Origin of the sequence: Cupriavidus sp. KB_39, from assembly GCF_052114485.1 — a bacterium.
Classification (GTDB): Bacteria; Pseudomonadota; Gammaproteobacteria; order Burkholderiales; family Burkholderiaceae; genus Cupriavidus.
Map to the genome: position 1 here is coordinate 225,967 of NZ_JBFREV010000002.1, position 26,846 is coordinate 252,812.

Annotated in this window: 26 protein-coding genes and 1 riboswitch; of the genes, 16 read left to right on the forward strand and 10 right to left on the reverse strand. The window is 67.8% G+C overall.

Features of this window, described 5'->3' with window-relative positions:
• Nucleotides 1-49: 49 nt before the first annotated feature.
• The 8 genes from AB4Z27_RS02375 (at nucleotide 50) to AB4Z27_RS02410 (ending at nucleotide 6,150) form a co-directional block, all read left to right on the forward strand.
• Nucleotides 50-616 carry an RNA polymerase sigma factor gene (locus tag AB4Z27_RS02375; RefSeq protein ID WP_092292361.1) on the forward strand — a complete coding sequence of 189 codons (567 nt, stop codon included), beginning with the start codon at nucleotides 50-52 and terminating at the stop codon, nucleotides 614-616.
• Nucleotides 613-1,053, forward strand: a complete 441-nt coding sequence (locus tag AB4Z27_RS02380; RefSeq protein ID WP_092292359.1) for a DUF3619 family protein — start codon at nucleotides 613-615, stop codon at nucleotides 1,051-1,053. Before AB4Z27_RS02375 ends, AB4Z27_RS02380 begins: the two co-directional genes overlap by 4 nt.
• Nucleotide 1,054: 1 nt before the next feature.
• Nucleotides 1,055-1,864, forward strand: coding sequence for a DUF3106 domain-containing protein (locus AB4Z27_RS02385; RefSeq protein ID WP_441591965.1), 810 nt, complete (start codon nucleotides 1,055-1,057; stop codon nucleotides 1,862-1,864).
• 81 nt (nucleotides 1,865-1,945) lie between these two features.
• Entirely contained in the window at nucleotides 1,946-2,515 is a 570-nt protein-coding gene (locus AB4Z27_RS02390) for an RDD family protein (protein WP_092292355.1), read from the forward strand.
• A complete protein-coding gene (locus AB4Z27_RS02395; protein WP_441591961.1) occupies nucleotides 2,512-3,528 on the forward strand; it encodes a lipase family alpha/beta hydrolase in 1,017 nt (338 codons plus the stop codon). The genes AB4Z27_RS02390 and AB4Z27_RS02395 overlap by 4 nt, the downstream gene beginning before the upstream one ends.
• A gap of 72 nt (nucleotides 3,529-3,600) precedes the next feature.
• A complete protein-coding gene (locus tag AB4Z27_RS02400; RefSeq protein ID WP_092292351.1) occupies nucleotides 3,601-4,596 on the forward strand; it encodes a UDP-2,3-diacylglucosamine diphosphatase in 996 nt (331 codons plus the stop codon).
• 53 nt (nucleotides 4,597-4,649) lie between these two features.
• On the forward strand, nucleotides 4,650-5,738 hold the full coding sequence (locus AB4Z27_RS02405; protein ID WP_092292349.1) for a glycosyltransferase family 4 protein: 1,089 nt from the start codon (nucleotides 4,650-4,652) through the stop codon (nucleotides 5,736-5,738).
• Nucleotides 5,695-6,150: a diacylglycerol kinase gene (locus AB4Z27_RS02410; protein WP_092292347.1), complete on the forward strand. Its 456-nt coding sequence runs from the start codon at nucleotides 5,695-5,697 to the stop codon at nucleotides 6,148-6,150. The genes AB4Z27_RS02405 and AB4Z27_RS02410 overlap by 44 nt, the downstream gene beginning before the upstream one ends.
• 51 nt (nucleotides 6,151-6,201) lie before the next feature.
• Here the strand turns inward: AB4Z27_RS02410 and AB4Z27_RS02415 are convergent, their stop codons facing one another.
• From AB4Z27_RS02415 to AB4Z27_RS02445, 7 genes are all read right to left on the reverse strand, one after another.
• Nucleotides 6,202-6,786 (reverse strand): TIGR00730 family Rossman fold protein, encoded by a 585-nt coding sequence (locus tag AB4Z27_RS02415; protein ID WP_092292345.1) that lies wholly within the window; start codon nucleotides 6,784-6,786, stop codon nucleotides 6,202-6,204.
• Nucleotides 6,783-7,496 carry a TetR/AcrR family transcriptional regulator gene (locus tag AB4Z27_RS02420; RefSeq protein ID WP_092292343.1) on the reverse strand — a complete coding sequence of 238 codons (714 nt, stop codon included), beginning with the start codon at nucleotides 7,494-7,496 and terminating at the stop codon, nucleotides 6,783-6,785. Before AB4Z27_RS02420 ends, AB4Z27_RS02415 begins: the two co-directional genes overlap by 4 nt.
• A 104-nt stretch (nucleotides 7,497-7,600) precedes the next feature.
• Complete coding sequence (locus tag AB4Z27_RS02425) at nucleotides 7,601-8,200, reverse strand: DUF924 family protein (RefSeq protein ID WP_092292341.1); 600 nt, start codon at nucleotides 8,198-8,200, stop codon at nucleotides 7,601-7,603.
• Nucleotides 8,187-8,609: a group II truncated hemoglobin gene (locus AB4Z27_RS02430; protein ID WP_092292339.1), complete on the reverse strand. Its 423-nt coding sequence runs from the start codon at nucleotides 8,607-8,609 to the stop codon at nucleotides 8,187-8,189. The genes AB4Z27_RS02425 and AB4Z27_RS02430 overlap by 14 nt, the downstream gene beginning before the upstream one ends.
• A gap of 30 nt (nucleotides 8,610-8,639) precedes the next feature.
• Nucleotides 8,640-11,204 (reverse strand): ABC transporter permease, encoded by a 2,565-nt coding sequence (locus AB4Z27_RS02435; RefSeq protein ID WP_092292337.1) that lies wholly within the window; start codon nucleotides 11,202-11,204, stop codon nucleotides 8,640-8,642.
• 30 nt (nucleotides 11,205-11,234) lie between these two features.
• The gene (locus tag AB4Z27_RS02440; RefSeq protein ID WP_092292335.1) at nucleotides 11,235-11,816 is read right to left on the reverse strand and encodes a DUF4126 domain-containing protein; all 582 of its coding nucleotides are present in this window, start codon (nucleotides 11,814-11,816) and stop codon (nucleotides 11,235-11,237) included.
• Nucleotides 11,817-11,910: 94 nt separating this feature from the next.
• Nucleotides 11,911-13,008: a substrate-binding domain-containing protein gene (locus AB4Z27_RS02445; RefSeq protein WP_441643849.1), complete on the reverse strand. Its 1,098-nt coding sequence runs from the start codon at nucleotides 13,006-13,008 to the stop codon at nucleotides 11,911-11,913.
• Between the two features lie 145 nt (nucleotides 13,009-13,153).
• Between AB4Z27_RS02445 and AB4Z27_RS02450 the strand changes: the two genes are divergently transcribed.
• Nucleotides 13,154-13,984, forward strand: a complete 831-nt coding sequence (locus tag AB4Z27_RS02450; protein WP_441591953.1) for an extracellular solute-binding protein — start codon at nucleotides 13,154-13,156, stop codon at nucleotides 13,982-13,984.
• A gap of 13 nt (nucleotides 13,985-13,997) precedes the next feature.
• On the opposite strand, the gene AB4Z27_RS02455 is transcribed toward AB4Z27_RS02450, so the two are convergent.
• Nucleotides 13,998-14,945: a LysR substrate-binding domain-containing protein gene (locus AB4Z27_RS02455; protein ID WP_092292331.1), complete on the reverse strand. Its 948-nt coding sequence runs from the start codon at nucleotides 14,943-14,945 to the stop codon at nucleotides 13,998-14,000.
• Between the two features lie 277 nt (nucleotides 14,946-15,222).
• Between AB4Z27_RS02455 and xdhA the strand changes: the two genes are divergently transcribed.
• The 7 genes from xdhA (at nucleotide 15,223) to AB4Z27_RS02490 (ending at nucleotide 24,834) form a co-directional block, all read left to right on the forward strand.
• Nucleotides 15,223-16,728 carry a xanthine dehydrogenase small subunit gene (xdhA, locus tag AB4Z27_RS02460; RefSeq protein ID WP_441643850.1) on the forward strand — a complete coding sequence of 502 codons (1,506 nt, stop codon included), beginning with the start codon at nucleotides 15,223-15,225 and terminating at the stop codon, nucleotides 16,726-16,728.
• A gap of 14 nt (nucleotides 16,729-16,742) precedes the next feature.
• Nucleotides 16,743-19,088: a xanthine dehydrogenase molybdopterin binding subunit gene (gene xdhB / locus AB4Z27_RS02465; protein WP_441643851.1), complete on the forward strand. Its 2,346-nt coding sequence runs from the start codon at nucleotides 16,743-16,745 to the stop codon at nucleotides 19,086-19,088.
• Nucleotides 19,089-19,101: 13 nt separating this feature from the next.
• Nucleotides 19,102-20,112, forward strand: a complete 1,011-nt coding sequence (gene xdhC, locus AB4Z27_RS02470) for a xanthine dehydrogenase accessory protein XdhC (protein ID WP_441643852.1) — start codon at nucleotides 19,102-19,104, stop codon at nucleotides 20,110-20,112.
• A 48-nt stretch (nucleotides 20,113-20,160) separates the two neighbouring features.
• Nucleotides 20,161-21,216, forward strand: coding sequence for an adenosine deaminase (locus AB4Z27_RS02475; RefSeq protein WP_441643853.1), 1,056 nt, complete (start codon nucleotides 20,161-20,163; stop codon nucleotides 21,214-21,216).
• A 57-nt stretch (nucleotides 21,217-21,273) separates the two neighbouring features.
• Nucleotides 21,274-22,596 (forward strand): guanine deaminase, encoded by a 1,323-nt coding sequence (guaD, locus tag AB4Z27_RS02480; RefSeq protein ID WP_092292323.1) that lies wholly within the window; start codon nucleotides 21,274-21,276, stop codon nucleotides 22,594-22,596.
• A 150-nt stretch (nucleotides 22,597-22,746) separates the two neighbouring features.
• Nucleotides 22,747-23,916: a fatty acid desaturase gene (locus AB4Z27_RS02485; RefSeq protein WP_092292321.1), complete on the forward strand. Its 1,170-nt coding sequence runs from the start codon at nucleotides 22,747-22,749 to the stop codon at nucleotides 23,914-23,916.
• Nucleotides 23,917-23,984: 68 nt separating this feature from the next.
• A riboswitch (yybP-ykoY riboswitch) is annotated at nucleotides 23,985-24,192 on the forward strand.
• A gap of 63 nt (nucleotides 24,193-24,255) precedes the next feature.
• Nucleotides 24,256-24,834 carry a TMEM165/GDT1 family protein gene (locus AB4Z27_RS02490; protein WP_441643854.1) on the forward strand — a complete coding sequence of 193 codons (579 nt, stop codon included), beginning with the start codon at nucleotides 24,256-24,258 and terminating at the stop codon, nucleotides 24,832-24,834.
• Nucleotides 24,835-24,962: 128 nt separating this feature from the next.
• Here the strand turns inward: AB4Z27_RS02490 and AB4Z27_RS02495 are convergent, their stop codons facing one another.
• On the reverse strand, nucleotides 24,963-26,171 hold the full coding sequence (locus tag AB4Z27_RS02495) for a urate hydroxylase PuuD (protein WP_092292317.1): 1,209 nt from the start codon (nucleotides 26,169-26,171) through the stop codon (nucleotides 24,963-24,965).
• Nucleotides 26,172-26,202: 31 nt separating this feature from the next.
• Nucleotides 26,203-26,556, reverse strand: a complete 354-nt coding sequence (gene uraH, locus AB4Z27_RS02500; RefSeq protein WP_092292315.1) for a hydroxyisourate hydrolase — start codon at nucleotides 26,554-26,556, stop codon at nucleotides 26,203-26,205.
• Nucleotides 26,557-26,846 lie beyond the last annotated feature (290 nt).

The following is a 26,846-nucleotide window of genomic DNA, read 5'->3' on the forward strand; positions in this document are numbered from 1 at the left end:
CAGACATTTGCGACCCGCCGCGCGACTTTCGCGGCACATTCCTGCCTGCATGGCCACTGACCAGGAACTCTCAGACTTTCTCTCCAGCGTGGAACGACGTGCCTTCAAGCAGGCCGTATTCGCCGTGCGGGATGACGAAGCCGCGCTGGACATCGTGCAGGACGCCATGATCAAGCTGGCCGAAAAGTACGGCGACAAGCATGCCGCCGAGCTGGCGCCGCTGTTCCAGCGCATCCTGCAGAACACGATCCACGACTATTTCCGCCGCCAGAAAGTACGCAACACGTGGGTAACCCTGTTCTCGAACCTGCGCGACGACCGCGAAGGCGATGACAACGACCTGCTAGAAACTCTCGAGGCCCAGGCTGGGTCAGAATCCGCGGAAAGCAGCGCCGACAAGGTCGAGCGGGCACAGGTCATGCACATCATCGAGCAGGAAATCCAGCGTCTGCCCACGCGTCAACGCGAAGCTTTCCTGATGCGTTACTGGGAGGATATGGACGTGGCCGAGACGGCAGCCGCGATGGGCTGCTCGGAAGGCAGCGTCAAGACGCACTGTTCCCGTGCAACGCACACACTGGCGCAGGCCTTGCGCGCACGGGGGGTCCGACTATGAGCCGAAACGAACGAGATATACAGGAACGCCGCTTCGCCCGCGAGATCCGCTCGGCACTCGATGCCTCGGCGGATGCCGTGCCGGCGGACATTGCCGAACGGCTCGCCGCCGCGCGGCGCATGGCGCTGGCCGCGAAGAAAGCCGCCGCACCGGCCACGGTGCCACAATTCGCCCTGCCCGGCGGCCATGGCGCCATCTTCGACGATGAAGACGACTCGCCGCTGCACCGCGCTGGCGCATGGTTGCGCCGGCTCGCCCTGCTTTGGACGCTGGTGGCGCTGGTGGTCGGCGTGACCGGCATCTACCAGTGGCAGCAGCAGAAGCGCGTGGAGGAGCTGGCCGACGTGGACGCCGCCATGCTGCTGGACGACCTGCCGCCCACGGCCTACGCCGACCAGGGCTTCCACGTGTTCCTCAAGCACGACCGCGATCAATAGGATGGCGCGCGCTCACTTCCGCTCCGACGCCGCCCCGCGCCGGCTGGCCCGATTCACCGCGCTGTGCGCCAGCCTTGGCGCCGTGGTTGCGCTGGCCTCGGGCGAGTTGACGCAGGCCGCCGAAGCCCACGAGGTCCGTGCGGGCGCCTCGGCGCCGGCCGTGGTCCATGTGCATCCGACCTGGGTCGAACTGACCCCGACGCACCAGCAGATCCTCGCCCCGCTGCGCCCGCTCTGGGACACCATCCCCGAACTCAACCGCCGCAAGTGGCAGCGTATTGCCGATCGCTACCCGTCGCTGAAGCCCGAGGAACAGGCCCGGCTGCAGGAACGGATGGCCGAATGGGTCAAGATGACGCCGCAGGAACGCCGCGTGGCGCGCGAGAACTACCAGATCACCCGTACGGTGCCGGCCGAGAAGAAGGCCGATGCGTGGGATCGCTATCAACAGCTTCCCGAGGCGCAGAAGAAGGAACTGGCGGCAGCCGAGAAGGTGCCGCGCCGCCCCGGCGCAGTGAGCGGCCTGCCTTCCGGCAAGCGTCTGCCGACCGATTCCGGCCACCAGATCCGCGTCAATAAACCCGCCAGCGGTGCCGCCGCGCTGCCCCCAGCGCTGACAGCATCGACACCGGCGTCGCCGGCCTCGGCACCGGTCGCCGCCGCACCCGTGCCGGTCACGCCCGCAACGCCGCCGGAAGTTGCGGCTTCGGCACCCGCAGCACAACCGGCCACCGAGTCGCTTTCGCCGCCGGTCACCGGCGAGGCGGCGACCGACATCCCGATCAGTCCGCCCGACTCCCCCCGCCAGTAACACCTTTCCCGGCCACCTTCCCGGCCGCGCGGCGCGCCGCCCCGGATTTGGCATAATTGCCGCTCACCCGGAACCCGCGCCATGCCTGCCGCCAGCCCTGCCTCCCCCGCTTCTCCCGCTTCCATGCCGTCGCGCGCCCCGCGCACGCCCACGCTGCGCCGCCGCCTGACCTGCATGCTCTATGAGGGCGTGCTGCTGTTCGGCGTGCTGATGGCCGCCAGCGCGGTCTATCTGCTGGCGCGCCCGGTGCTCCAGCGCCTCGGTATCGACCAGCCCTATGTCGATCAGGCCTGGATGTTCGTCGTACTGGCCTGCTATTTCACGTGGTTCTGGCAGCGCAACGGCCAGACGCTGGCGATGCAGACGTGGCGCATCCGCCTCGAGACGGCTGCCGGCCAGCCGCCGCACTGGACCCGCGCGCTGCTGCGCTATGTGCTGGCCTGGCTGTGGCTGCCGCCCGCGGCGGCGGTCGGCCATGCGCTCGGGCTCACGCGCGGGCCGTTCGTCGGCGCGCTGGTGGCCGGTCTGCTGGTGTGGATTGCGCTGGCGTGGCTCGACCCGCGCCGCCAGTTCCTGCATGACCGGCTGGCCGGCACGCGCCTGATTGACCTGCGTGATCTGCGCGACCCGCGCCCGGCCGCGAAGTCATGAGCCTGACGGCGGCCGCCCTGCGCCGCGTGGCTGTGGCCGCGCAGACGCTGGCGGCCGGCGGCCTCGCAGCAGGTTTGGCCGGATGGGCGGGCTGGCCGTGGCCGCTCGCCATCGGCGCGGCGCTGCTGGCCGTGCTTGTGGGCTTCGGTATCGGCGTCGGGATTGCTTTTGTCGCCACGCTGGGCGGCGCCGGCATCGCGCTGGATGCACGCCTTCCCCATCCCTCCGACACGCCCCCGCGCCAGCCGCTCGGCCTCTCCGGCGCGCTCGCCTGCTATCTTTCGGAATGCCGCACGGTCTTCCGCATGTTCAACTGGCTCCAGCCATTCCGCTCGCGCATCACCTTTGACTCGCCCGCCAATGCCGACGCGCCGACGGTGCTGCTCGTACACGGCTACGGCTGCAATCACGCGATCTGGCTTGACATGGCGCCCACGCTGGCCGCCGCCGGCTATCGCTGCGAAGGGATCGACCTCGAACCCGTGCTGGGCGATATCGACGACTACGCGCCGACCCTGCTCGCCCGCATGCGCGGGATCGCCGCGCGCACGGGCCAGGCGCCGCTCGTGGTCTGCCACAGCATGGGCGGACTCGCCGCACGGGCCGCGCAGGTGCTAGCGTTGCGGGAGAGCGATGATCCGCCCTGCTCAGGCATCGTCACCCTTGGCTCGCCCCATCACGGCTGCGCCCTCGCCCGCTTCGGCGGCGGCCGCAATGCGCGGCAGATGCGCTGGCACAGCCCGTGGCTGAAGGCGTTGGCGCTGGCTGAGACGCCGGCCTTGCGCGCGCGCATCGTCTCGGTGTTCAGTTGGCACGACTCCATCGCCGGGCCCCCGGGCACCTCCTGGCTCGACGGCGCGCGCAACGTGCCGCTGGCCGGCATCGGCCATGTTTCCCTGCTGCGCCACCCGCGCGCCGTGGACGCCACGCTGGCCGCCCTCGCCTCGCTACGCACCCCGGCGCCACAACAAACCCCACAACAAACCCCGCAGCGCACCTCGATCTTCATGTGACATTCATGTTTCCGTCACGGCACCGTCACGCGGCAAGGGCTCAATGCACCCATCGCCGATACCGGGGCCGCCATGGTTCAAGCTCTCCAGTTTGCTCGGGGGCGTCTGTCGAGGGCCGCGCAACGCCTGCGCGGCAAGCCTGACACCACGCTCTCGCTGTCCGCCGCACTGGCGGCCTTCATGCCGCCGCCGACGGAACTGTCACCGGCCGCTCCCGCCGCCCCAGCCTTCCACGCCGAATCGGGCAACCGCCCCGCCTCCGCTTCGGAACCTCCCACACATCGCTACCGCGCCATCTGGCTGTCCGATATCCATCTCGGCACGCCCGGTTGCCAGGCCACGTACCTGCTCGACTTCCTGAAGCACAACGAGTCCGACGTGCTCTATCTGGTAGGCGACATCATCGACGGCTGGCAGCTGCGCCGTGGCTGGTACTGGCCGCAGAGCCACAACGACGTGGTGCAGAAGCTGCTGCGCAAGGCGCGCAAGGGCACGGAAGTGATCTACGTGCCCGGCAACCACGACGAAGTGGCGCGCCAGTTCGACGGCATGGCTTTCGGCGACATCACCGTGCGCGAGGACGCCATCCACGTGACCGCCACCGGCCGCCGGCTCTGGGTGGTGCATGGCGATTTGTTCGACGGCGTGGTGCAGCACGCGCGCTGGCTGGCGTACCTGGGCGACTCGCTGTACACGATGATCCTGGCGCTGAATCGCCATTTCAACCGCATCCGCACCCGGCTCGGCTTCGAGTACTGGTCGATCTCGCAATTCCTGAAGCATCAGGTCAAGAACGCGGTCAGCTACATCAACTCGTTCGAGCACGCGATGGTGGACGAGGCGCGCCGGCGCGGCTGCGACGGCGTGGTCTGCGGCCACATCCACAAGGCGGAGATCCGCGAGGTGGACGGCCAGCTCTACTGCAACGACGGCGACTGGGTGGAAAGCCTCTCGGCGCTGGTCGAGACCATGGAAGGCGAGCTCAAGATCGTCTACTGGACCACGCTGCTCGATCCGCCCGAGCCAGTGGGACGCCGGCGCCGCCGCGCCACCGAGATGGCGCTTTGACACGCCCCGCCCCCACGACACCTCACCCGGCCACACTGCCGCAAGGAGATTCGATGCGAGTCATGATTGTCACGGATGCCTGGGAGCCCCAGGTCAACGGCGTGGTGCGCACGCTCAAGTCCACGCGCCGCGAACTGGAGGCGATGGGCCACACGGTGGACCTGCTGACGCCGCTGGAATTCCGCACCGTGCCATGCCCGACGTACCCGGAAATCCGCCTGTCGCTGCTGCCGACGGCCAAGGTACGCGCCCGCATCGACGCCTTCCGCCCGGAGGCCCTGCACATCGCCACCGAAGGCCCGCTCGGCCTGGCCGCGCGCCGCTACGCCATGCGCCACGGCCTGCCGTTCACCACGGCCTACCACACGCGCTTCCCGGAGTACGTGCAGGCCCGCTTCGGCGTTCCGCTGGCCTGGACCTACCGCTTCCTGCGCTGGTTCCATGGTCCAGCGCGTGCTGTGATGGCGCCCACGCCGGTGGTGCTGCACGACCTGCACCAGTACGGCATCACCCACGGCGTGCTGTGGACGCGCGGCGTGGACCTCGACGTCTTCACCGCCGAGCGCGCCAACGTGCTCAACACCGCCCACCCGATCTTCCTCTACGTGGGCCGCGTGGCCGTGGAGAAGAACGTCGAGGCCTTCCTCCAACTCGACTTGCCCGGCTCGAAATGGGTGGTGGGCGATGGCCCGGCGCTGGCCGGCCTGAAGGCGCGCTATCCGTCCGCCAGCTATCTCGGCGTGCTCGAGCAGCCCGATCTGGCCAAGGTGTATGCTTCTGCCGATGTCTTCGTGTTCCCGAGCCGCACCGATACCTTCGGGTTGGTGCTGCTGGAAGCGCTGGCGAGCGGCCTGCCCGTGGCGGCGTACCCGGTTACCGGGCCGATCGATGTGCTGGGCGACAGCCCGGCCGGCGTGATGCACGAGGATTTGCGCGAAGCCTGCCTCGAGGCGCTGCGCATCGACCGCGTCACCGCTCGCGCCCACGCCGAGAAGTTCTCGTGGCGCGCGGCGTCCGAGCAGTTCCTCGCTCACCTGCGGCCGTTGCCAGCGTCGGCAGCCCCCCAAGACACCACGGCTCCCACCGCTGCGCACGATCATGCCAAAACCGCATCCCCCGCTGCCGTCCGCTCCGGAGACTGAGTACTCGGTCGAGAACAACCCCCACAAAGGCAATCGCGGTATCCGCCGCGCCTGGCACGCGGCGATCAACTCGCTGTCCGGCCTGCGCTACGCGGTGCTCGAAGAGAGCGCGTTCCGGCAGGAACTGACGCTGGTGGTGATTTTCACGCCATGCGCGTTCCTGCTGCCGATCTCGGCGGTCGAACGGATATTGCTGCTGGGGACGCTGCTGCTGGTGCTGATCGTGGAATTGCTGAATTCCAGCGTGGAGGCCGCCGTGGACCGGATTTCGCTCGAGCGGCACAGCCTGTCGAAGCGCGCCAAGGACTTTGGCAGCGCGGCGGTCATGCTGGCGCTCGTGCTGTGCGGCGGCACCTGGATCGCCATCGGCGGGCCGCACGTGGTGCGGTGGATCGGCGGCTGGCTGGGTTAGTTAGCCGCTAATCAGGGCGAGTCGGGACTGGCGGGCGCCAGTCCCGACGGGTCAGGTCTCTTCGCGCTTCTCGATCCACTTGTCCACGCGTACGCGCGGGGCGGCGACCAGCTTGCCGAGCAGCGTGTTGGGCGTATCGGACACGTGCAGCATGTCGGCGTGCACCTGCTTCAGGAACCCTTCGCCCACGGCGTGGTTCAGGAAAGCCAGCATGCCGTCGTAGAAGCCGGCCACGTTCAGCAGGCCCACGGGCTTGTCGTGGTAGCCGAGCTGGGCCCAGGTGAACGTTTCAAACAGCTCTTCGAACGTGCCGACGCCGCCCGGCATGGCGATGAACGCGTCCGAGCGGTCCGCCATCATCTGCTTGCGCTCGTGCATGTTACGCACCACGTGCAGTTCGGTCAGGCCGCGATGGCCGACTTCCTTCTGCATCAACGCATCGGGAATCACGCCGATGGCCGTGCCGCCGTGCGCCAGCACGCTGTCCGCCACGATCCCCATCAGCCCGACCTTGCCGCCGCCGTAGACCAGCGCCAGCCCCTGTTCAACCATGGTGGCGCCCAGCGCACGGGCCGCCTCGGCGTATTCCGGACGGAAGCCGGGGCTGGACCCGCAATAGACACAAACCGATTTCACTGTCTTTCCTTCTTCGCGGCAGCGGCGGCCTCGGCCTCCGCCTTGGTGACGGCATATTCGCGCGCCAGTTGATCGAATGCCTCGCGCGCCTTGCCGCGCAGGTACGGGGCCAGGATCGAGAAGATGTGATAGCTCGAGCCGTGCAGGTAGCCCCGGATCTGATCGGGATCGTTGTACTGGCGCGGATGCTGCACGAACTGGAACGACAGCCAGTACGTGGCAATCACAACAATATTGGTACAAATCGCGTCCACCTGCTCCGGCGTGGCTTCCATGTCGCCGTCTTCCTGGAACTGGCGGCAGATCTCCAGCGCGAAGCGCTTCTTCTGCTCCACGATGCGCTTGAAGTTGGTTTCCAGCATCCGGTTGCGCGCCAGCAGGTCGTTGATGTCGCGGTACAGGAAGCGGTAGTTCCACAGGAACTCGGACATGTACTGGAGGTAGCCCCAGCTTTCGCCCAGCGTGGCCTTGTGGTCCTCCGGCATCTTCAGGCGGCGCTCCATCTCCTGCTCGAAGCGCACGAAGATGGAGTTGATGATGTCGTCCTTGTTGCGGAAGTGGTAGTAGAGATTGCCGGGGCTGATCTCCATGGCTTCCGCGATCGTCGTGGTGGTGACGTTGGGCTCGCCAAGCTCATTGAACAGGCGCAGCGAGACGTCGAGGATGCGGTCTCGGGTTCGGCGCGGGCCGGCTTGCGGTTTGGCTTCCATGGGGTCGGGCGGACTCTCGAATCGGCAGGATTGGGATTATAAGCAATCGGGTCGGGCGGCCGACCCGCCAAGCGGCGAAAACGCCACTGGCGGGCCGGCACCCCTCAAAACGAGGAACCGGGCTGCTTCAGGAACGCCAGTTCGTCGTCCGTGCTGGCGCGGCCCAGTACGGCATTGCGATGCGGAAATCGGCCGAAGCGCGCGATGATTTCCTGATGCTTGATGGCCCATTCCACGCCATCGACCTCGCCGGCGGTGTCTTCGCGCAGCGCGGTGTATTCGCGCACGGCGATGTCCTGCGCCTCGGGCGACTCGGCGTGCTCGAACGGCAGGTAGCAGAACATGCGATGCCACGGCGTGGGCAGTTCGCGGTCCCAGCCCTGGGCGAGCATCCGGCGGGCCAGCGCCTGGGCCTGCGCGTCCGTGGCGAAGCTGCGCGGATCGCCCCGGAACATGTTGCGCGGGAACTGGTCGAGCAGGATCAGGCGGGCGCAGGTGCCTTCGGGCGTGGCGGACCAGTCGTCCGGCGCGCCCTCATGTGCGGCCTGCCAGGTCGGCAGGAAGGTGTCGCGGACGGTGGCGTCGAAGGCGTCGCGCTTGGTGAACCATTCGCGCCGCGACGTATTCCAGATGGCCGCGTCGGGCGTGCCGAACCAGAAGTCCAGTACATCCCGCGCGCCCAAAATGCGCCTATCGCTGCACATTACGCATCCAGTCGGCGGTCTGGAAGAACGCCTGCATCAGCCGCATCTGCAGGTCTTCGGGCAGGCCGATGTCCTGCATCGCCAGCGCCATGGCACGCATCCACTGGTCGCGCTCCGTCGTGCCGATCTCGAACGGCATGTGGCGCGCGCGCAGGCGCGGGTGGCCAAAGCGCTCGATAAAGTGGTTCGGGCCGCCCAGCCAGCCACACAGGAACCAGAACAGCTTGTCGCGGGAGCCATCGAGTGACGGCGGATGGATGGAGCGGAGCTGCTTGAACTCGGGCTCCAGGTCCATCAGGTCATAGAAGCGGTCCACCAGCTCGCGCACGCGGGCCTCGCCGCCGACCAGTTCGTAGGCGGTCACCTCCTGGGTCGTGGCGTCGGTGGGTTCGGAAGGTTCGGTAATCATGTCAATTCGAGAGAATTCGCGGCTCGGCGGTCACTGCACATCGCGCAGCGTGGCCAGCGCAGGCTGCCGCAGCACCTCGCGCAGGCCCAGGTAGCCGCCAGCAAAAGCGCACAGCATGCCAGAAACCACCCCCACCGGTACGATCCACAGGTTGAAGCGGTAGGGGAAGTCGAACACGAACTGGGATAGCGCCCAGCCCACCACGATGGCGCCGAAGCTGGCCAGCAGCCCCGCCAGCCCGCCCACGACCAGGAATTCGGCGTATTGCGTCTGGCGCACCGTGGCGGCCGTCGCGCCGAGGGCCTTGAGCAGGCCGGCATCGCGCTTGCGCTCGTCGCGCGCACCGGAAAGCGCCGCATACAGCACCGTCACCCCAGCCAGCAGCGTGAAGACGAACAGGAACTCCACGGCGGCGATCACCTGATCGAGCACGGCCTGGATCTGCCGCAGGATCAAATCCGTGTTGACCACGGTGATGTTCGGGAAGCTGGCCGTGAGCCGGTTGCCGAGCGCCGCCTTGGCCGGCGGCAGGTGGAAGGCGGTGATGTAGGTCTCGGGCAGGCCCTGCATCTTGTCCGTGGGCAGGATCACGAAGAAGTTCACGCGCATCGAGCCCCAGTCGAGCTTGCGCAGCGAGGTGACCGGCGCCTCCACGCTCTGGCCGGCCACGTCGAAGCGCAGCGTATCGCCCAGCTTGATATGGAGCGTCTTGGCGATGCCCTCCTCCACCGATGCCCCGCCCGCGTCGCCGGTCCAGCGCCCGGCAATCACCTCGTTGCCCTCGGGCAGCTTGTCTGTATACGAGAGGTTGAATTCGCGTTCGACCAGATTGCGCGCCCGGCCGTCCGGGTAGGTGCTGGCCTGGATCGGGCGATCGTCGATATGCGTCAGCCGGCCGCGCACCATCGGGTAGAGCAGGTCGCGGATGCCATTGGTGGCCAGCATCGCGCGCAGCGGGTCGCGCTGGTCGGGCTGGATATTGATGATGAAGCGATTGGGCGCGTCGGCCGGCGTGGCGTTGCGCCAGGAATCGACCAGATCGTTGCGCGTCATGCCGAGCAGCAGCAGCGCCATCAGCCCCACGGCCAGTGCCACGGTCTGGAGCACGGTCACGCCGCGCCGGCGTTCGAGCACGGCCAGCGCGAAGCGCCACCCCACACTGCCGCGCGCCCGGCCGCGCATGCCGCGCGAGAGCGCCAGCAGCAGCCCAAGGGCCAGCACCGCGAAGGCCACCCCCGCGCCGACAAACCCGCCTGCCGTGGTCAGGCCGAGCTTCAGGTCGCGCGCGGCCACCATCAACAACGCCACGAAGGCGCCCAGCCCCAGCGCGTAGGCCACCCAGGCCGAGATCGGCGGCAGGCCGATGTCGCGCCGAAGCACGCGCAGCGGCGCCACGCGCGTCAGCGCCAGCAGCGGCGGCAGCGCGAAGCCCACCAGCAGCACCAGCCCCGCCGCCACGCCGGTCAGCGCCGGGATGACCGAGGGCTGCGGCAGAGACACGCGCAGCAATCCACCCAGCGACAGCAGCAGCCCGTAATGCGCGAGGTAGCCGAGCGCCACGCCAACGAGCGCGCCTCCGGCGCCAAGCAGGAGGAATTCGATGCCGAACGCGGCCAGCAGCTGCCCGCGCGACAGACCCAGGCATTTGTATACAGCACACGCATCGGTATGACGCTGCATGTATCGGCGCGCAGACATGGCGATGGCCACCGCCGCGATCATCGAAGACAGCACCGCCACCAGCGACAGGAAGCGCTCGGCACGATCCAGCGTGGCGCGCATCTGCGGCTGGCCGGAATCAAGCGATTCCACGCGCGTGTTGCGCAGGTGGCGCCGCTCGATCTCGTCGGTCGCCCAGCGCTGGTAGGCGGCGGCGCCGGCGTCCGGGCCGGCCACGAGCAGCCGGTAGGTCACGCGGCTGCCCCAGCCGATCAGCTTGGTGGCGTCGAGATCGGACAGCGGCAGCATCACGCGCGGCGCGAAGTTCATGAAGCCCGCGCCACGGTCCAGCTCCTGCGTGATCACGCGCTCGATGCGGAAGGTCTTGCTGCCGAGTTGGACGCTATCGCCCAGGCGCAAGCCGAGGCCGTCCAGCAGCGCCTGATCCGCCCAGACCGTGCCCGGCGCGGGGATGCCTTCGGCCTCCTGCTCCGGACCGCCATCGGGCGGCAGCACCTTGAGCCGTCCGCGCAGCGGATAGCCATCGGTCACCGCCTTCAGGGCGCCAAGCTGGCTCGGTGCCTCCCCGTTCGTGGGTGCACCGTTGATGCGGGCGGTGGCCATGCTGGGGAACGTTACCGTCTGCGCCACGCGCAGGCCGTCGCGCCGGGCCCGCTCGGCAAATGCGGGGTCGAAGGGCTGGTCGGATACCAGCAGCACATCGGCGCCGATCATCTGGCGCGCGTCGCGCTCCAAGCCCAGCCGCATGCGATCCGCGAGGAAGCCGACGCTGGTCAGCGCGGCCACGGCCAGCACCAGCGCGAACAGCAGCAGCGTCAGCTCGCCGGCCAGCCAGTCGCGCCGGGCCATGCGCAGCGCATGGTGCCAGGCGGAGAAACGGTGAGCGGCGGGCACGGCGGGGGAGTCGGTCGGCATCGGAAAATCGCTAAGGAGGCAGAGAGGGAGTCAGCGCGGGCCGCGCAGGCTGGCGTGCAGGCGTCGCACGCCGCGCCAGAGTTTCGGGATCAGCCAGATCGCCAGGATCAGGAACACGCCCAGCAGGATCAGGAACACCACGGGCAGGAAAAATGCCAGCAGCAGGCCGCTTATGGTGCCGACGTCCTCGGTGAACGAGGCCGCCCAGTTCGAGAACGGCTCCGGCGAGACATTGATCAGCGCCCGCGTGCCAGCCTTGGTGGCATGCGCCGCCCCGGCCAGCGTGCCGCCCACGAGCCCGGCGGCCACCATCCACTGGGGATCGAGTTCGCCGAACGCCGCGGCGGCCAGGATCGCGCCGGCGGGAATGCGGATGAAGGTCTGGATGCCGTCCCAGGCGGTATCGAAGCCGGGTACCTTGTCGGCGATGAACTCGGCCAGGGCCAGCACGCCGGCCACGCCGATGACCCACCACGACGACAGCACCTGGAGCCCCGTGGGCAGGTCCAGCCAGCCCAGGCGCGCCAGTACCCCGGCCGCCAGCACGGCCAGGTAGAGACGCAGGCCGCTGGCCCAGGACATGCCTGCAGCCAGCGCGGCGGTTTCCAGCATGGGGCGGGACTCCTCGTGGGTAATTGGGGAGGAGTGTAATACGGGTGGAGGATGGGAGCCGACGCGGGTTGGCGGATTGGGGCGATGGCCCCGCTCAGGCGCCCTCCTTGCCGTCCGCGCCGAACCAGGGCAGCGCTTCCTGCGGGGTGAGGATGCCGGCCGGCTCGGCAGCCGTGTAGCCGGGCAGCGCCTCGATGCGGCGCGCGAAGGCCGGATCGGCCAGCAGCGCCAGCAGCGCGCCCATCCACGGCGCGGTCGCATCGTTCTTGCGCAGGGCCAGGTAGTACGCCTCGCGCGTGAGCGGCACGAAGCCCAGCCCGTGCTGCTCGGCGTTCATCCGCAGACCGAAACCCACCTGCGCGCGGCCGGCCTGCACGGCCTCGGCCACCTTGTCATTGCTGAATTCGAGGTCTTCGTAGCCGGTGATCTGGTCCGGATAGAGCCCCTGCGCGGCCAGCAGCTGGTCGAACAGCATGCGCGTGCCCGAACTGCGCTGGCGGTTGATAAAGCGTGCACCGGTGCGAACGAGGTCGCGCAGGTCGCGGATCTCGCGCGCCACCTCGGGCGCCACGATCAGCCCCTGCTCGCGCCACGCCAGCCGTACCAGCCGCACCGTGGCGGGCCGCAGCCATTTGCGCAGCGTCACATGGGCGACCGACCCGGCGGTCTGGATCGGCGAGACATAGAAGCCGGCCAATTCCGACTGGCGCTCCTGGAGGCAGATCAGCCCTTCCACGCTGCCGCAGAACACGGTGTCGAGCTGGAGCGCGCTCGGCGCGTCCCTTAGTGCCGTCGACAGCACTTCCATGGCCGGATCGTGGCTGCCGGAGAAATGCACCACGGTTTGCGGCTGCACGGCGTCGTCGAGTTCGAGCAGGAAATCGGCCATGGCCTTCTGCACGGCGGGATCGATGGTCTCCCGCAGCCGCGATTCGGCGCGCAGCAGCCGCTCCCCGAAGCGCGTCAGCGAGGCGCCCCGCCCGCGCTCCATGTCGAGCATGCTGCGGCCCAGCATATCTTCCCAGTTGCGCATCACGCCCCAGGCATGGCGGTACGACAGGCCGATCTCCTGCGCGGCGCGGTGCAGCGACCCCGTCTCGCGCACCGCCTTCAGCAGCTGGAACACCTTGCCGTTGGCACGCGGATTGTCATCGGCGGCAATGACCGGGAACAGGTCAAACCTGAACGTCATATGAAATACCTTGCATATTTACAGGAACAATGTGGCCGGATAACAATCGTGTGCCCTGTGTTTCACGATGTTTGTCCACCCATTCTCCACGAAGCATCAGCGTCGTGGCAATTGTGTTTTCGAAAACATAATAAAGGAACGATCGATGTCCCGCACTGGCTTCCCCCTCCCCCGCGCGACCCACGTCGCCGCCGTGCTTGTGCTGGCGTCGACACTTTCCGCTGCGCAGGCCGGCGAACTCAAGATGGCCACCACCACCAGTACCGAGAATTCCGGCCTGCTGAAATACCTGCTGCCGAAGTTCGAGCAGAAGTCCGGCGTCAACGTAAAGGTCATCGCGGTGGGCTCCGGCAAGGCGATGAAGATGGGCGAGATGGGCGACGTGGACGTGCTGCTGGTGCACGCCCGCAAGATGGAGGATGAATTCGTGGCCGCCGGCTACGGCGTGAACCGGCGCGACGTGATGTACAACGACTTCATCGTCGTCGGCCCGGCCGGCGACCCGGCACACGTCAAGGGCGGCAAGGACGTCATCGCCGGGTTCAAGAAGCTGGCCGCCAGCGGCAGCAAGTTCATCTCGCGCGGTGACAACTCGGGCACCGATGTGATGGAAAAGGACTACTGGAAGCGTGCCGGCATCGAGCCGAAGGGCCAGCCGTGGTACGTGAATGCCGGCCTGGGCATGGGCGAGGTGCTGACCATGGCGGCGCAGATGCCCGGCTACACCCTGAGCGACCGCGCCACCTATGGCGCCTATCGCGCCAAGACCGGGCTGGCGATTGCCATCGAGGGCGATCCGAAGATGTTCAACCCGTACGGCGTGATCGCCGTGAACCCGGCCAAGCACCCGGGCACGAACTACACGGACGCGATGAAGTTCGTGGAGTGGGTCACATCGAAGGAAGGCCAGCAGACCATCGCCAGCTACAAGGTGGACGGCGAACAGTTGTTCTTCCCGAGCTACGAAGGGAAGTAAACCCACCCATTGCTCAGACTGCCGTGGCCTCCAGCCGCGGCAGCTGCGGCAGGTCGGCGGCCACCTCGGCGATCATCCGCCGCATCCACATCACATCGGGCGCTGCGTGGCAGCGCTCGTGCCATAGCTGGTAGAACCGCATGCGCGGGAACGGCACCGGCGACGCCACCATCCGGATCGGCAGGTACTGCGCGTAATGCGCGGCGAACTGGCGGCCCGTGGTGAACACCATATCCGTCTTCATCAGCACGTAGGGCACCAGGCCGAAGTACGGCAGCGTGACCTGGATGTTGCGCTTGTAGCCCTGCTCGGCCAGCGCCTGGTCGATCATGCTGCGCTGCATCGACGCGTACGGCGCCGGGGCCAGGTGCGGCATCTCCAGGTAGTGGCGCAGCGTCAGCCCGTTGCGGGCCAGCGGGTGCTGGGCGCCGAGCATGCAGACCACTTCGTCGTCGAACAGCGGCGAGATATGGAGGTGCTCGGGCGGCGACAGCCAGTTGCCGACCACGATGTCCAGATGGCCCTGCTCCAGCGCATCGAGGAAATCGCTCGCCTGCGTCATCGGATGCACGAACAGCTTGGCCCCCGGCGCCAGCCGCCGCACCCGCTCGACGATATTCGGCAGGAAGAAGGCATCCAGATAATCGGGCGCGCCCAGGTGGAAGGTGCGCGTGGTGGTGGCGGGGTCGAATTGCTGCGGCGGCCGGGCGATGCGGTCCATTGCCGCCAGGCTCTGCTCGGCCAGCGCCAGCAGCTCGCGGCCGCGCTCGGTCGGCACCATGCCGCTCTTGCCGCGCACCAGAATGGCGTCGCCGGTGATCTCGCGCAGCCGCTTCAGCGTGTTGCTGATGGCTGGCTGCGACTGGCCCAGGCGCACGGCGGTGCGGGTCACGCTCTGCTCGGTGAGCAGGGTGTGCAGCACCCGCAGCAAATAGGTATCGAGATGGTCGCGTCCGTGCATGGCGAGAACCGGCGGCACCCGGGGGCGGGCGTGGCTGGCGTGGGGGATGGGAACGGCGCATAGTGTATGTCAGGCACCCCACGGGCGGTCAAATGCCGGCGCACTACGGGAAGACCCGGAGTCCGCCGGCAAGCCGCGCCCGCGCTGGGTTCCAGGCGGGGAAGACGGCGCCGGACCGCGCCAGCGGTCGCGCATTGATGGGGCATATCACCTGGGCCGAATATTGCATGAAAGTGGCCGGTGCTATGTTTCCGCCATCCCCGAAAGAGAGAAGACCATGGAGACGCAAACCATCCGCTTTTTCCACCGCGGCCAGGTCCAGGAAGTGTCCGACGCCTCGGTGACCCGCACGGTCCTGCAGTACCTGCGCGAGGACGTGCGCTGCACCGGCACCAAGGAAGGCTGCGCCGAAGGTGACTGCGGTGCCTGCACCGTCGTGATCGGCGAGTTGCAGGATGGCGGCGACGTGGCCTTCAAGGCCGTGAACGCCTGCATCCAGTTCCTGCCCACGCTCGACGGCAAGGCCCTGATCACCGTGGAAGACCTGCGCCAGGCGGACGGCACGCTCCACCCGGTGCAGGAGGCCATGGTGGAGTGCCACGGCTCCCAGTGCGGGTTCTGCACGCCCGGCTTCGTGATGTCACTGTGGGCGCTGTACCAGCAGCACACGCCCGGCGGCGAGCCCCCGGCGCGCCAGGAGATCTGCGACGCCCTGACCGGCAACCTGTGCCGCTGCACCGGCTACCGGCCGATCATCGACGCCGGCCAGCGCATGATGGCGCTGCCCGCGCCCGCCGCCAGCAAGCTCAATCCGAAGCAGATCGCCGACACGCTGCGCAACCTCAAGCGCGGCGAGACCTTCCACTACAGCGTGCGCGGCCAGCATTTCTACGCCCCGCGCACCGCCGCCGAATTCGGGGCGATCAAGGCCGCCGAGCCCGGCATCCGCATCCTGGCCGGCAGCACCGACGTGGGTCTCTGGGTAACCAAGCAGTTCCGTGAACTCGGCAACCTGCTCTACGTGGGGCAGGTGGAAGACCTGAACACCGTGGCCGAGCGCGACGGCTTCCTCGAGATCGGTGCCGCCGTGACGCTGGAGCGCGCCTACGCGGCGCTGACCGCCGCCCACCCGGAACTCGACGAGATGTGGAAGCGCTTTGCCTCGCTGCCGATCCGCAATGCCGGCACGCTGGGCGGGAATATCGCCAACGGCTCGCCGATCGGCGACTCGATGCCGGCGCTGATCGCGCTCGGCACGGAGGTGGTGCTCCAGCGCGGCGAGACGCGCCGCACCATGCCGCTCGAGGACCTCTACCTCGCCTACCAGAAGACGGCGATGGCCGAGGGCGAGTTCGTCGCCGGGCTGCGCGTGCCGACGAAGGGCTCCCGGGGCCCGCAGCATTTCCGGACGTACAAGCTGTCGAAGCGGTTCGACGAGGACATCTCGGCCGTCTGCGCCGCGTTTGCCATCACCGTGGAGGGCGGCATCGTCACGGCGGCGTGCGTCGCCTTCGGCGGCATGGCCGCCACGCCCAAGCGCGGCGCCCTCACCGAAGCCGCCCTGGTCGGCCAGCCGTGGAACGAAGCCACCGCCCGCGCCGGCATGGCCGCACTCGGCCAGGACTACCAGCCGCTGACCGATATGCGCGCCACCGCCGCCTACCGCGCGCGCGGCGCCGCCAACCTGCTCTATCGCTTCTGGCTGGAAACGCGCGCCGACGCGCTGCCCGCCGCCGTGGTCAACGTCCGCGCCCTCGGCGCCGGCGAACCCGTGAGCGCCTGAGGAGAGCCCGCACCATGAACAAGCAGACCGAACCCTTCCTGCTCGACGCCAGCGTGGCCGCCGAAGCCTCGCCGCAAGTCGGCATCTCGCGCCCGCACGAATCCGCCCACCTGCACGTGGCCGGCACCGCCACCTATACCGACGACATCCCCGAGCTGGCCGGCACGCTGCACGCCGCGCTGGGCATGAGCGCCCGCGCCCATGCCAGGCTGCGCGCCATGTCGCTCGACAAGGTGCGCGCCGCGCCCGGCGTGGTGGCCGTGCTGACCGTGGACGACATCCCCGGCGTGAACGACTGCGGCCCGATCATCCACGACGACCCGATCCTGGCGCGCGACGTGGTGCAGTTCATCGGCCAGCCGATCTTCGTGGTGGTGGCGTCGTCGCACGACGCCGCGCGCCGCGCCGCCCGCCTGGCCGAGATCGACTACGAAGACCTGCCGCCGTTGCTCTCGCCCGAGGCCGCCCACGCCGCCGGCAGCTATGTGCTGCCGCCGATGCACCTGACCCGTGGCGCGCCGCGCGCGCACATCGACGGGGCCACCCACCGCGATGCCGGCAAGATCCAGCTCGGCGGGCAGGAGCAGTTCTACCTCGAAGGCCAGATCGCCTACGCCGCGCCGCGCGAGAACGACGGCATGCACGTCTGGTGCTCGACGCAACACCCCACCGAAATGCAGCACGCCGTGGCGCATATGCTCAACTGGCACGCGCACCAGGTGCTGGTGGAGTGCCGGCGCATGGGCGGCGGTTTCGGCGGCAAGGAATCGCAGTCGGCCATGTTCGCCTGCTGCGCCGCGCTGGCGGCCTGGAAGCTGCTGTGCCCGGTGAAGCTGCGTCCGGACCGCGACGACGACATGATGATCACCGGCAAGCGCCATGACTTCGTGTTCGACTTCGAGGTCGGCCACGACGACGCGGGCCGCATCGAGGGCGTGCAGGTGGAGATGGTGTCGCGCGCCGGCTTCTCGGCGGACCTGTCCGGCCCCGTGATGACCCGCGCGATCTGCCACTTCGACAATGCCTACTGGCTGCCGAACGTGCAGATCGACGGCTACTGCGGCAAGACCAACACGCAGAGCAACACCGCCTTCCGTGGCTTCGGCGGCCCGCAGGGCGCGTTCGCGGTGGAATACATCCTCGACAACATCGCCCGCAACGTCGGCAAGGACTCGCTGGACGTGCGCCGCGCCAACTTCTACGGCAAGGGCGAGCGCAACGTCACGCCGTACGGCCAGACCGTGGAAGACAACGTGATCCACGAGCTGATCGACGAGCTGGTGGCATCAAGCGAGTACCAGGCCCGGCGCGCCGCCACGCGCACGTTCAACGCGACGAGCCCGGTGCTCAAGAAGGGCATTGCCATCACGCCGGTGAAGTTCGGCATCTCGTTCAACGTGGCGCACTTCAACCAGGCCGGCGCGCTGGTGCACGTGTACAACGATGGCTCGGTACTGGTGAACCACGGCGGCACAGAAATGGGCCAGGGCCTGAACACCAAGGTGGCGATGGTGGTGGCGCACGAGCTGGGCATCCGCCTGGAACGCGTGCGCGTGACCGCCACCGATACCAGCAAGGTGGCCAACACCTCGGCGACGGCCGCCTCCACCGGGGCCGACCTGAACGGCAAGGCCGCGCAGGACGCCGCGCGCCAGATCCGCGAGCGGCTGGCCGCCTTCGCGGCGCGCAATGCCGGCGTGGACGCCGACACGGTGCGCTTCGGCGATGACCTCGTGGTGGCCGGCGAGCTGCGCCTGTCCTTCGGCGACCTGGCCCGCGAAGCCTACGTGGCCCGCGTGCAGCTCTGGTCGGATGGCTTCTACACGACGCCCAAGCTGCACTGGGACCAGAAGGCCCTGCAGGGCCGGCCGTTCTATTACTACGCCTACGGCGCGGCATGCTCGGAAGTGCTCGTCGATACGCTGACTGGCGAATGGAAGCTGCTGCGCGCCGATGCGCTGCACGACGCCGGCAAGTCCCTGAACCCGGCCATCGACATCGGCCAGGTGGAGGGCGCATTCATCCAGGGCATGGGCTGGCTGACCACCGAGGAGCTGTGGTGGAACCCGAACGGCAAGCTGATGACGCACGCGCCGTCCACCTACAAGATCCCGACCATCAACGACTGCCCGGAGGACTTCAACGTGCGGCTGTTCCAGAACAGCAACGTGGAGGACAGCATCCACCGCTCGAAGGCCGTCGGCGAGCCGCCGCTGCTGCTGCCGTTCTCGGTGTTCTTCGCGATCCGCGACGCCATCGCGGCGGTAGGCGACTATCGCATCAACCCGCCGCTGCGCGCCCCGGCCACGAGCGAGGCCATCCTCGATGCCGTGGAAGCGGTGCAGGCGGCGCGCGCCTGAGGCGGCCATCATCATGCAGGACGCCCCGCTCAAACCCTTCCGCTTCGCCGACGCCGCCCGCTGGGTGCGCGCCGGCGTGCCTGTGACGATGGTCACCATCGTCGAGGTCAAGGGCTCCGCGCCGCGCGAGCCCGGCATCCGCATGCTGGTCACGGCCGGCGATCTGGTCGGCACGATCGGCGGCGGGCACCTTGAATGGCGCGGGATGGACATCGCCCGGTCGATGATGGCCGCCGAGGGTGCCCATGGCGCCGGCACCGCCGCCCGCCGCATCGAGCGGATTCCGCTCGGCCCGTCGCTGGGCCAGTGCTGCGGCGGCGTGGTGCAGTTGGCGTTCGAGGTGCTCGGCGCCGAGGACTTGGGCTGGCTCGAGGCCGTGGAGGCCGCCTTCGCCAGTGGCAAGGCGCTGGAGCGGACCGTGCCGGCCGCCGGCCCCGTCACCGTGGCGCCGAGCCGCGCGCTGCTGCCGTCCGTGACCCTGCGCCCCGACGGGGGATGGATCGACACGCTGGTGCCCGACGACATGCACGTGGTGCTGTTCGGCGCCGGCCACGTCGGCCATGCGCTGGTCAAGGTGCTCGCCACGCTGCCCTGCCGCGTGCATTGGGTGGACGAGCGCGACACGCTGTTCCCGGGCGGGCTGCCCGAGAACGTCGAGGCCGAGGCTTCCGATACCCCCGAGGCCGTGGTCGACCAGGCCCCGCCCGGCGCGTATTTCCTGGTCATGACCCACAGCCACGCGCTGGACCAGGCGCTCTGCGAGCGCATCTTCCGCCGCACGGACTACGCCTACTTCGGCCTGATCGGCTCGAAAACCAAGCGCGCGAAGTTCGAACACCGGATGGCGGAGCACGGGATCGACCCGGCCCGCTTCCCGGAAATGACGTGTCCCATGGGAGTCTCCGGCATTACGGACAAGGCACCGGCTATGATTGCGGTAGCCATCGTCGCCCAGCTGCTTCAGGTGCGCGACCAGCGCGCTGCGGCGCTGGCCGCCAGCCAGGCGGAAGCGATGCATCCGTAACTTCGGCCGCCGCGATCCGGCAGCCGCCCAAGACATAAAAGAGGCCCCATGACCATCGATGCCGCGCTCGCGGACAGCATCCGCCGTACTCCCAAGGCCGAACTGCACGTGCATATCGAAGGCACGCTCGAACCCGAGCTGATCTTCCGGCTGGCCCAGCGCAACCGGGTCAAGCTGGCCTACCCTGACGTGGAGGCGCTGCGCGCAGCCTACGCGTTCACCGATCTCCAGTCCTTCCTCGACATCTACTACGCCGGCGCCAGCGTGCTGCTGACCGAGGAAGACTTCTTCGACATGACGATGGACTACGTCAAGCGCGCCGCCGCCGACAACGTCCGCCATGCCGAGATCTTCTTCGATCCGCAGACCCATACCGAACGCGGCGTGCCGATGGGCGTGATCATCGACGGCATTGCCGACGCACTGGCGCAGGCCCGCACCGAGTACGACTTCTCCAGCAGCCTGATCCTCTGCTTCCTGCGCCACCTGTCCGAAGACGCCGCGCTGGAGACGCTCGAGGCGGCCCTGCCCTACCGCGACCGCTTTGTCGGCGTGGGGCTGGATTCGTCCGAAAAGGGCCATCCGCCCGAGAAATTCGCGCGCGTGTTCGCCCGCGCCAAGGCGCTCGGCCTGCATCGCGTGGCCCATGCCGGCGAGGAGGGCCCGCCGCAGTACGTGATCAATGCGCTCGACATCCTCGGTGTGGAGCGGATCGACCATGGCGTGCGCGCCGTCGAGGACGAGGCCCTGGTGCAGCGGCTGGCGCGCGAGCGCATCGCGCTGACGGTATGCCCGCTGTCGAACCAGAAGCTGATGGTCTACCCCGACCTGCGCGACCATCCGATGAAGCGCCTGCTCGATGCCGGCGTGGCCGTGACGCTGCATTCGGACGATCCAGCCTATTTCGGCGGCTACATGAACGCCAACTGGGAAGCCTCGTTCGCCGCGCTGCCGCTGGACGCCGCCGACGCCTACAAGCTGGCCCGCAACAGCTTCGAAGCGGCCTTCCTGCCCGCCAAGCAGAAGGCCGACTACCTGGCCGAGGTGGACCATTTCTGGTCCGCCACGCCCGAGAACCCGCCCGCGACGGCTCCCACGACCTGACCGGGCGCATAAACAAGACGCCGGACCCCCAGGTCCGGCCGCCCCTGAGACGAGAAGATGACCACCACTTCCCCCAATCCCGCCACGACCCGCGCCATTCGCGGCCGCATCCTCCACTTCCTGCGCGATCCGCAGTTCCATGAGGAGGCGTATCAATATTGGGAAGATGGCCTGATGCTCGTCACGGACGGCCGCATCGCCGCCGTGGGGCTGTACGAGGACCTGGCGCGCGACATCCCGGCCGGTGCCGAGGTGGTCGACCATCGCGGCAAGCTGCTCGTGCCGGGGTTCATCGACACGCACGTGCACTATCCGCAGACCGACATCATCGCGTCGCCGTCGCCGGGCCTGCTGCACTGGCTCGACACCTACACCTTCCCCGAGGAACGCCGCTTCAGCGAGCCCGCCTACGCGCGGGCCGTGGCCGAGTTCTTCGCCGACGAACTGCTGCGCAACGGCACCACCACGGCGATGGTCTGGAGCACGGTGCACGCCACCTCCGCCGACGCCCTGTTCGCCGCGAGCCAGGACCGCAACCTGCGCATGATCACGGGCAAGGTGATGATGGACCGCAACTGCCCCGAATTCCTGCGCGACACGGCCGAGAGCGGCGCGCGGGACTCCGCCGACCTGATCTCGAAGTGGCACAACAAGGGCCGGCTCGCCTACGCGATCACGCCGCGCTTCGCGCCGACCTCCACCGAGGCGCAACTGGCCGCCTGCGGCGAACTGGCGCGCGCGCATCCGGACGCCTTCATCCAGACCCACGTGGCCGAGAACCGCGACGAGGTGAAATGGGTGGCCGAGCTGTTCCCCGACGCCCGCAGCTACCTGGACGTGTACGACCGCTACAGCCTGTTGCGCCCCGGCGCGTTCTACGGCCACGCGATCTACCTCGACCAGGACGACCGCCGCCGGCTGGCCGACAGCGGCGCCGCCGTGGCGCACTGCCCCACCTCGAACCTGTTCCTGGGCAGCGGCTTCTATGACTTCCACCAGTCCGATGCCCACCGCCTGAACGTGACACTGGCCACCGACGTGGGTGGCGGCACCTCGTTCTCGATGTTCCGCACCATGAACGCGGCACACAAGGTGGCGCGCATGGGCGGCTACCACCTGACCGCCCTGCGCATGTTCTACCTGGCCACGCGCGGCGCGGCCGAGGCGCTGGGCTGGGCGGACCGCATCGGCAGCTTCTCCGTGGGCTGCGAGGCCGATTTCCTGGTGCTGGACCCCGAGGCCACGCCGCTGATCGCCCGCCGCAGCAGCCGCTCCGAGACGCTCGAAGAGCAGTTGTTCGCCTTCGCCATGCTCGGCGACGACCGCGTAGTGGACAACGTCTACATCATGGGCGAAGCCACGCGGGAACTGGCGGGTTGATCGCTTTTGGGCGACGGACGGCAGGCAAATACGTGTTGTCGCCCGTCCGCCTTGACCAGCATCAACACAACCGTCATCAAAGCCTTCTAGGCTGTCGGATTGCCCGCCCCCGGCTATCGGGTGCGCCAAGACAGACCCAAAAAGACTGACATGACTGCCCGATCTCTGGATGTATCGCCGGCCCAGACTGCTGAGCCGGCTTCCCACCCTGCCCACCCGCCCCGCAAGCTCGCCGGCGTTCCCCTGCCGGAACCCATCGCCTTCGAGGCCCCCTTCCCTAACCGCAAGACCATCCGTGGCTGGCTGATTCCGCTCGGCGAGCGCAGCGTGGCACGCGCGCTGACGCTGTTCGCGCTCGACTACGCGATCTTCGCCGCGGTGCTGGCCGGCGTGGTCCTGGCGCCGCAGTGGTGGGCCAAGCTCGGCCTCGGCGTGCTGCTGGGTCTGGTGATCGCCCGGCTGTTCATCATCGGCCACGATGCCTGCCACCAGAGCCTGACGGACCGCCGTGGCCTGAACAAATGGCTCGGCCGGCTGACGTTCCTGCCGTCGCTCACGCCCTACAGCCTGTGGGAAGTCGGCCACAACGTGGTCCACCATGGGTACACCAACCTCAAGGGCTTCGACTTCGTCTGGGCGCCCTACTCGCTCGAGGAATTCCGCGCGCTGCCGCGCTGGCGCCGGGTGATGGAGCGGGTCTACCGCAATGGCTTCGGCGCCGGACTCTATTACCTGATCGAGATCTGGTGGTTCAAGCTGTTCTTCCCGAGCAAGCGCCAGATGGCCACGCGCCGCGCGATCTTCATGTGGGACTGCACGCTGGTGGCCACCTTCGGCGCCATCTGGATCGGTGCGCTGGCCTGGCTGGCCGTGGCCACGGACCAGTCGGTCCTGGGGCTGGTCGGCGCCGGCTTCGTGCTGCCCTTCCTGATCTGGAACCTGACCGTGGGCTTCGTGCTGTATGTCCACCACACGCACACGAGCGTGGCGTGGTACGACACCAAGCCGATGTGGGCCAAGGCCCAGCCGTTCGTCTCGACCACCGTGCACCTGCGCTTCCGCTTCGGCATCGGCGCCGCGCTCCACCACATCATGGAGCACACCGCGCACCACGTGGACATGAGCGTGCCGCTGTACCGGCTCAAGCGCGCCCAGGCCCTGCTGGAGCATGCGCTGCCGGGCCGCATCATCATCGAGAACTTCTCGTGGCGCTGGTACTTCCGCACGGCGCGCCGCTGCAAGCTGTACGACTTCAAGGCCCTGTGCTGGACCGACTTCCGCGGCCGCCAGACCAGCGACAACTCGCCCGTGCCGGTCTGACCTGACCCGCATTTCCCAACAGCCATGCCAAAGGCGGTGGACAGTGTCCGCCGCCTTTTAGTACAATTACGACTTCCATTGGGGAGTAGCCGCCCTCGTCTCACCGCGCCGCGCAATGCGGCACACGGCAGACAGGGGCGTACGTCAACAGACTTGACCGTGGTGTCCAGCATCAACGGTTATGGCGTACGCAGCGCAGGACCCGAGCGGGCTTCGTGCCTGACTCCTATGTCCAACGCCTGGCGAGACCGATGACCATACCTTTCTGGCCGGGCCGGGAAAGGTGTGCGTCATTGGCATCTCGCGATGCGTGTGCGGCCCGGTATCAATCCTATAAGAATGGAATCGTTCCTCGTCTCCACAGGTATCGTCGCGCTCGCAGAAGTGGGCGACAAGACGCAATTGCTGTCGCTCGTGCTGGCCGCACGCTATCGCAAACCCCTGCCGATCATCGCCGGCATCCTGATCGCCACCCTCGTCAACCATGGCTTCGCCGGCGCGCTCGGCGGCTGGATCACGCAGGTGCTCGGCGCCAACCTGCTGCGCTGGATCCTCGGCCTCGGCTTTATCGCCATGGCCGGCTGGATGCTGATTCCGGACAAGCTCGACGAGGCAGAGGAAGCCAAGCCGGCCAACGGTGCCCTGAGCATCCTCGGCACCACGATCGTCGCCTTCTTCTTCGCCGAAATGGGCGACAAGACGCAGATCGCCACTGTGGCCCTGGCAGCACGCTTCCATGGCGAAGTGCTGGCCGTCGTGGCAGGCACCACGTTCGGCATGATGCTGGCCAACGCGCCCGCCGTGCTGCTCGGCGACCGTTTCGCCAACCGGATGCCGATCGCCCTCGTGCACAAGATCGCCGCGGTGATCTTCCTTGTGCTCGGCTTGCTGGCGCTGTTCAACGTCGGCGGCCACTGAGACAAGCCAGAGTCGTCGCGCTATAAAAAAACGGGGCTTGCGCCCCGTTCAAACCCTCGCCGGTCCGGTACTGCCGGCCGCCGGGACTGCACAGCCCCGGACCGTCGATCACCGATGCCCGGTCAAATTCAGTTGGTGGTCTTCGCGCCGCCCTCGAACCACTGGCCCAGCAGCGCGCGCTCGTCTTCCGTGATCTGCGTGACGTTGCCCAGCGGCATGGCCTTCTGCTGCACCGCCTGCTGGTAGATCAGCTGCGCATGCGCCTTGATTTCGTCGACGGTATCGAGCTTGATGCCCTTGGCGGCAGTCGGCATCATCTTGGGCGCCTCCGCGTGGCACTGCACGCAGCGGGCGTTCACGATTTCCTGCACCTTGGCGAAGCTCACCGCGTTGGCGGCGTCGCCCGCGGCGTTGCTGGCCACTTGCGGACGCGGCTGCGGCGCAATCATCACCGCCACCACACCCAGCAGCGCCACGCCGGCAGCCGGCCACGCCACGTTGATCTTGCCCTTGTGCTTCAGGATGAAGAACTGGCGGATCAGCACGCCGGCCAGCATGATCAGGATCAGCACCAGCCAGTTCTGCTTGTGCGCGTACGTCATGCTGTAGTGGTTCGACAGCATCGCGAACAGCACCGGCAGCGTGAAGTAGGTGTTGTGCACGCTACGCTGCTTGCCGCGCTTGCCGTGGATCGGGTCCACCGGCTGGCCGGCCTTCAGCGCCGCCACGACCTTGCGCTGGCCCGGGATGATCCAGATCAGCACGTTGCCGCTCATGATCGTGGCGATCATCGCGCCGGTCAGCAGGAACGCCGCGCGGCCCGAAAAGATGTGGCAGGCCGCATACGCCGCCACGCCCACGAACACCGCCACCAGGATGCCCACCAGGCGGTCGCTCTTGCCGAACAGCCGGCAGATCGAGTCGTAGACCACCCAGCCGATGATCAGGTACGAGACCGCGAAGCCGACCGCCGCGCCGGGCGACATGTCGAACACGTTCTTGTCGATCAGGTAGGTGCTGGCGTTGAACAGGTACAGCACCACCAGCAGGCCGAAGCCGGTCATCCACGTGGAGTAGGACTCCCAATAGAACCAATGCAGGTTCTCGGGCAGCGACTTGGGCGCGGTCATGTACTTCTGCGGGTTGTAGAACCCGCCGCCATGCACGGCCCAAAGTTCGCCGCCGACGCCCTTCTCCTTCAGGGCCGGATCGCCGGGGGGCGTCAGGCTGTTGTCGAGCCAGACGAAATAGAACGAGGAACCGATCCACGCGATGGCCGTGATGACGTGCACCCAGCGCAACAGCATGTTGGCCCAGTCGAGAATGTAACCTTCCATGACTTGTCTCCTTTTCCCGTCCGCCTGGTACTCAGCTGCCGCGGTAGGTCGAGTACGACCACGGCGACACCAGCAGGGGCACGTGGTAGTGCGCAGCGGTGTCGGCAATGCCAAAGCGCAGCGTCACCACGTCGAGGAATGCCGGTTCGGGCAACTGCACGCCCTGGGCACGGAAATAGTCGCCGGCGCCGAACTCGAGTTCGTACACGCCTGCCACGAGCGCATCGCCTTCCAGCAGCGGCTGGTCGCAACGGCCATCGTGGTTGGTCACGAGGCGCTTGAGCGTCTCGCGGCGATTGTCGACAATTTTATGAAGGGTGACCGACATCGCCTTGCCGGGCGTGCCGGCGGCCGTGTCGAGAACGTGAGTGGTCAAGCGTCCCATCCTGTTCTTCCTTTGCGGGTGTGGGTTGTGAGGGGCGCCGCTGCCTTCACTAGCACCATTTGTGGGAATGATGCCCGCTCGGTACGTCATTTAACGCATCCCGGCGCTGGATTGGTGCGTGGCGACAATGCGCCCGCCCAACCCGGATGACAACTCGGGGATTTCCCGTACTTGTCGAAAACCTTCTCAGGTTTTGTTGACAATAGTGCTTGCATATCCAAATAATTGTCAACAATTTTTAGATCCACGCGATGACATGACCAGTATCAAGACGCCTGATGTCGGCTTGA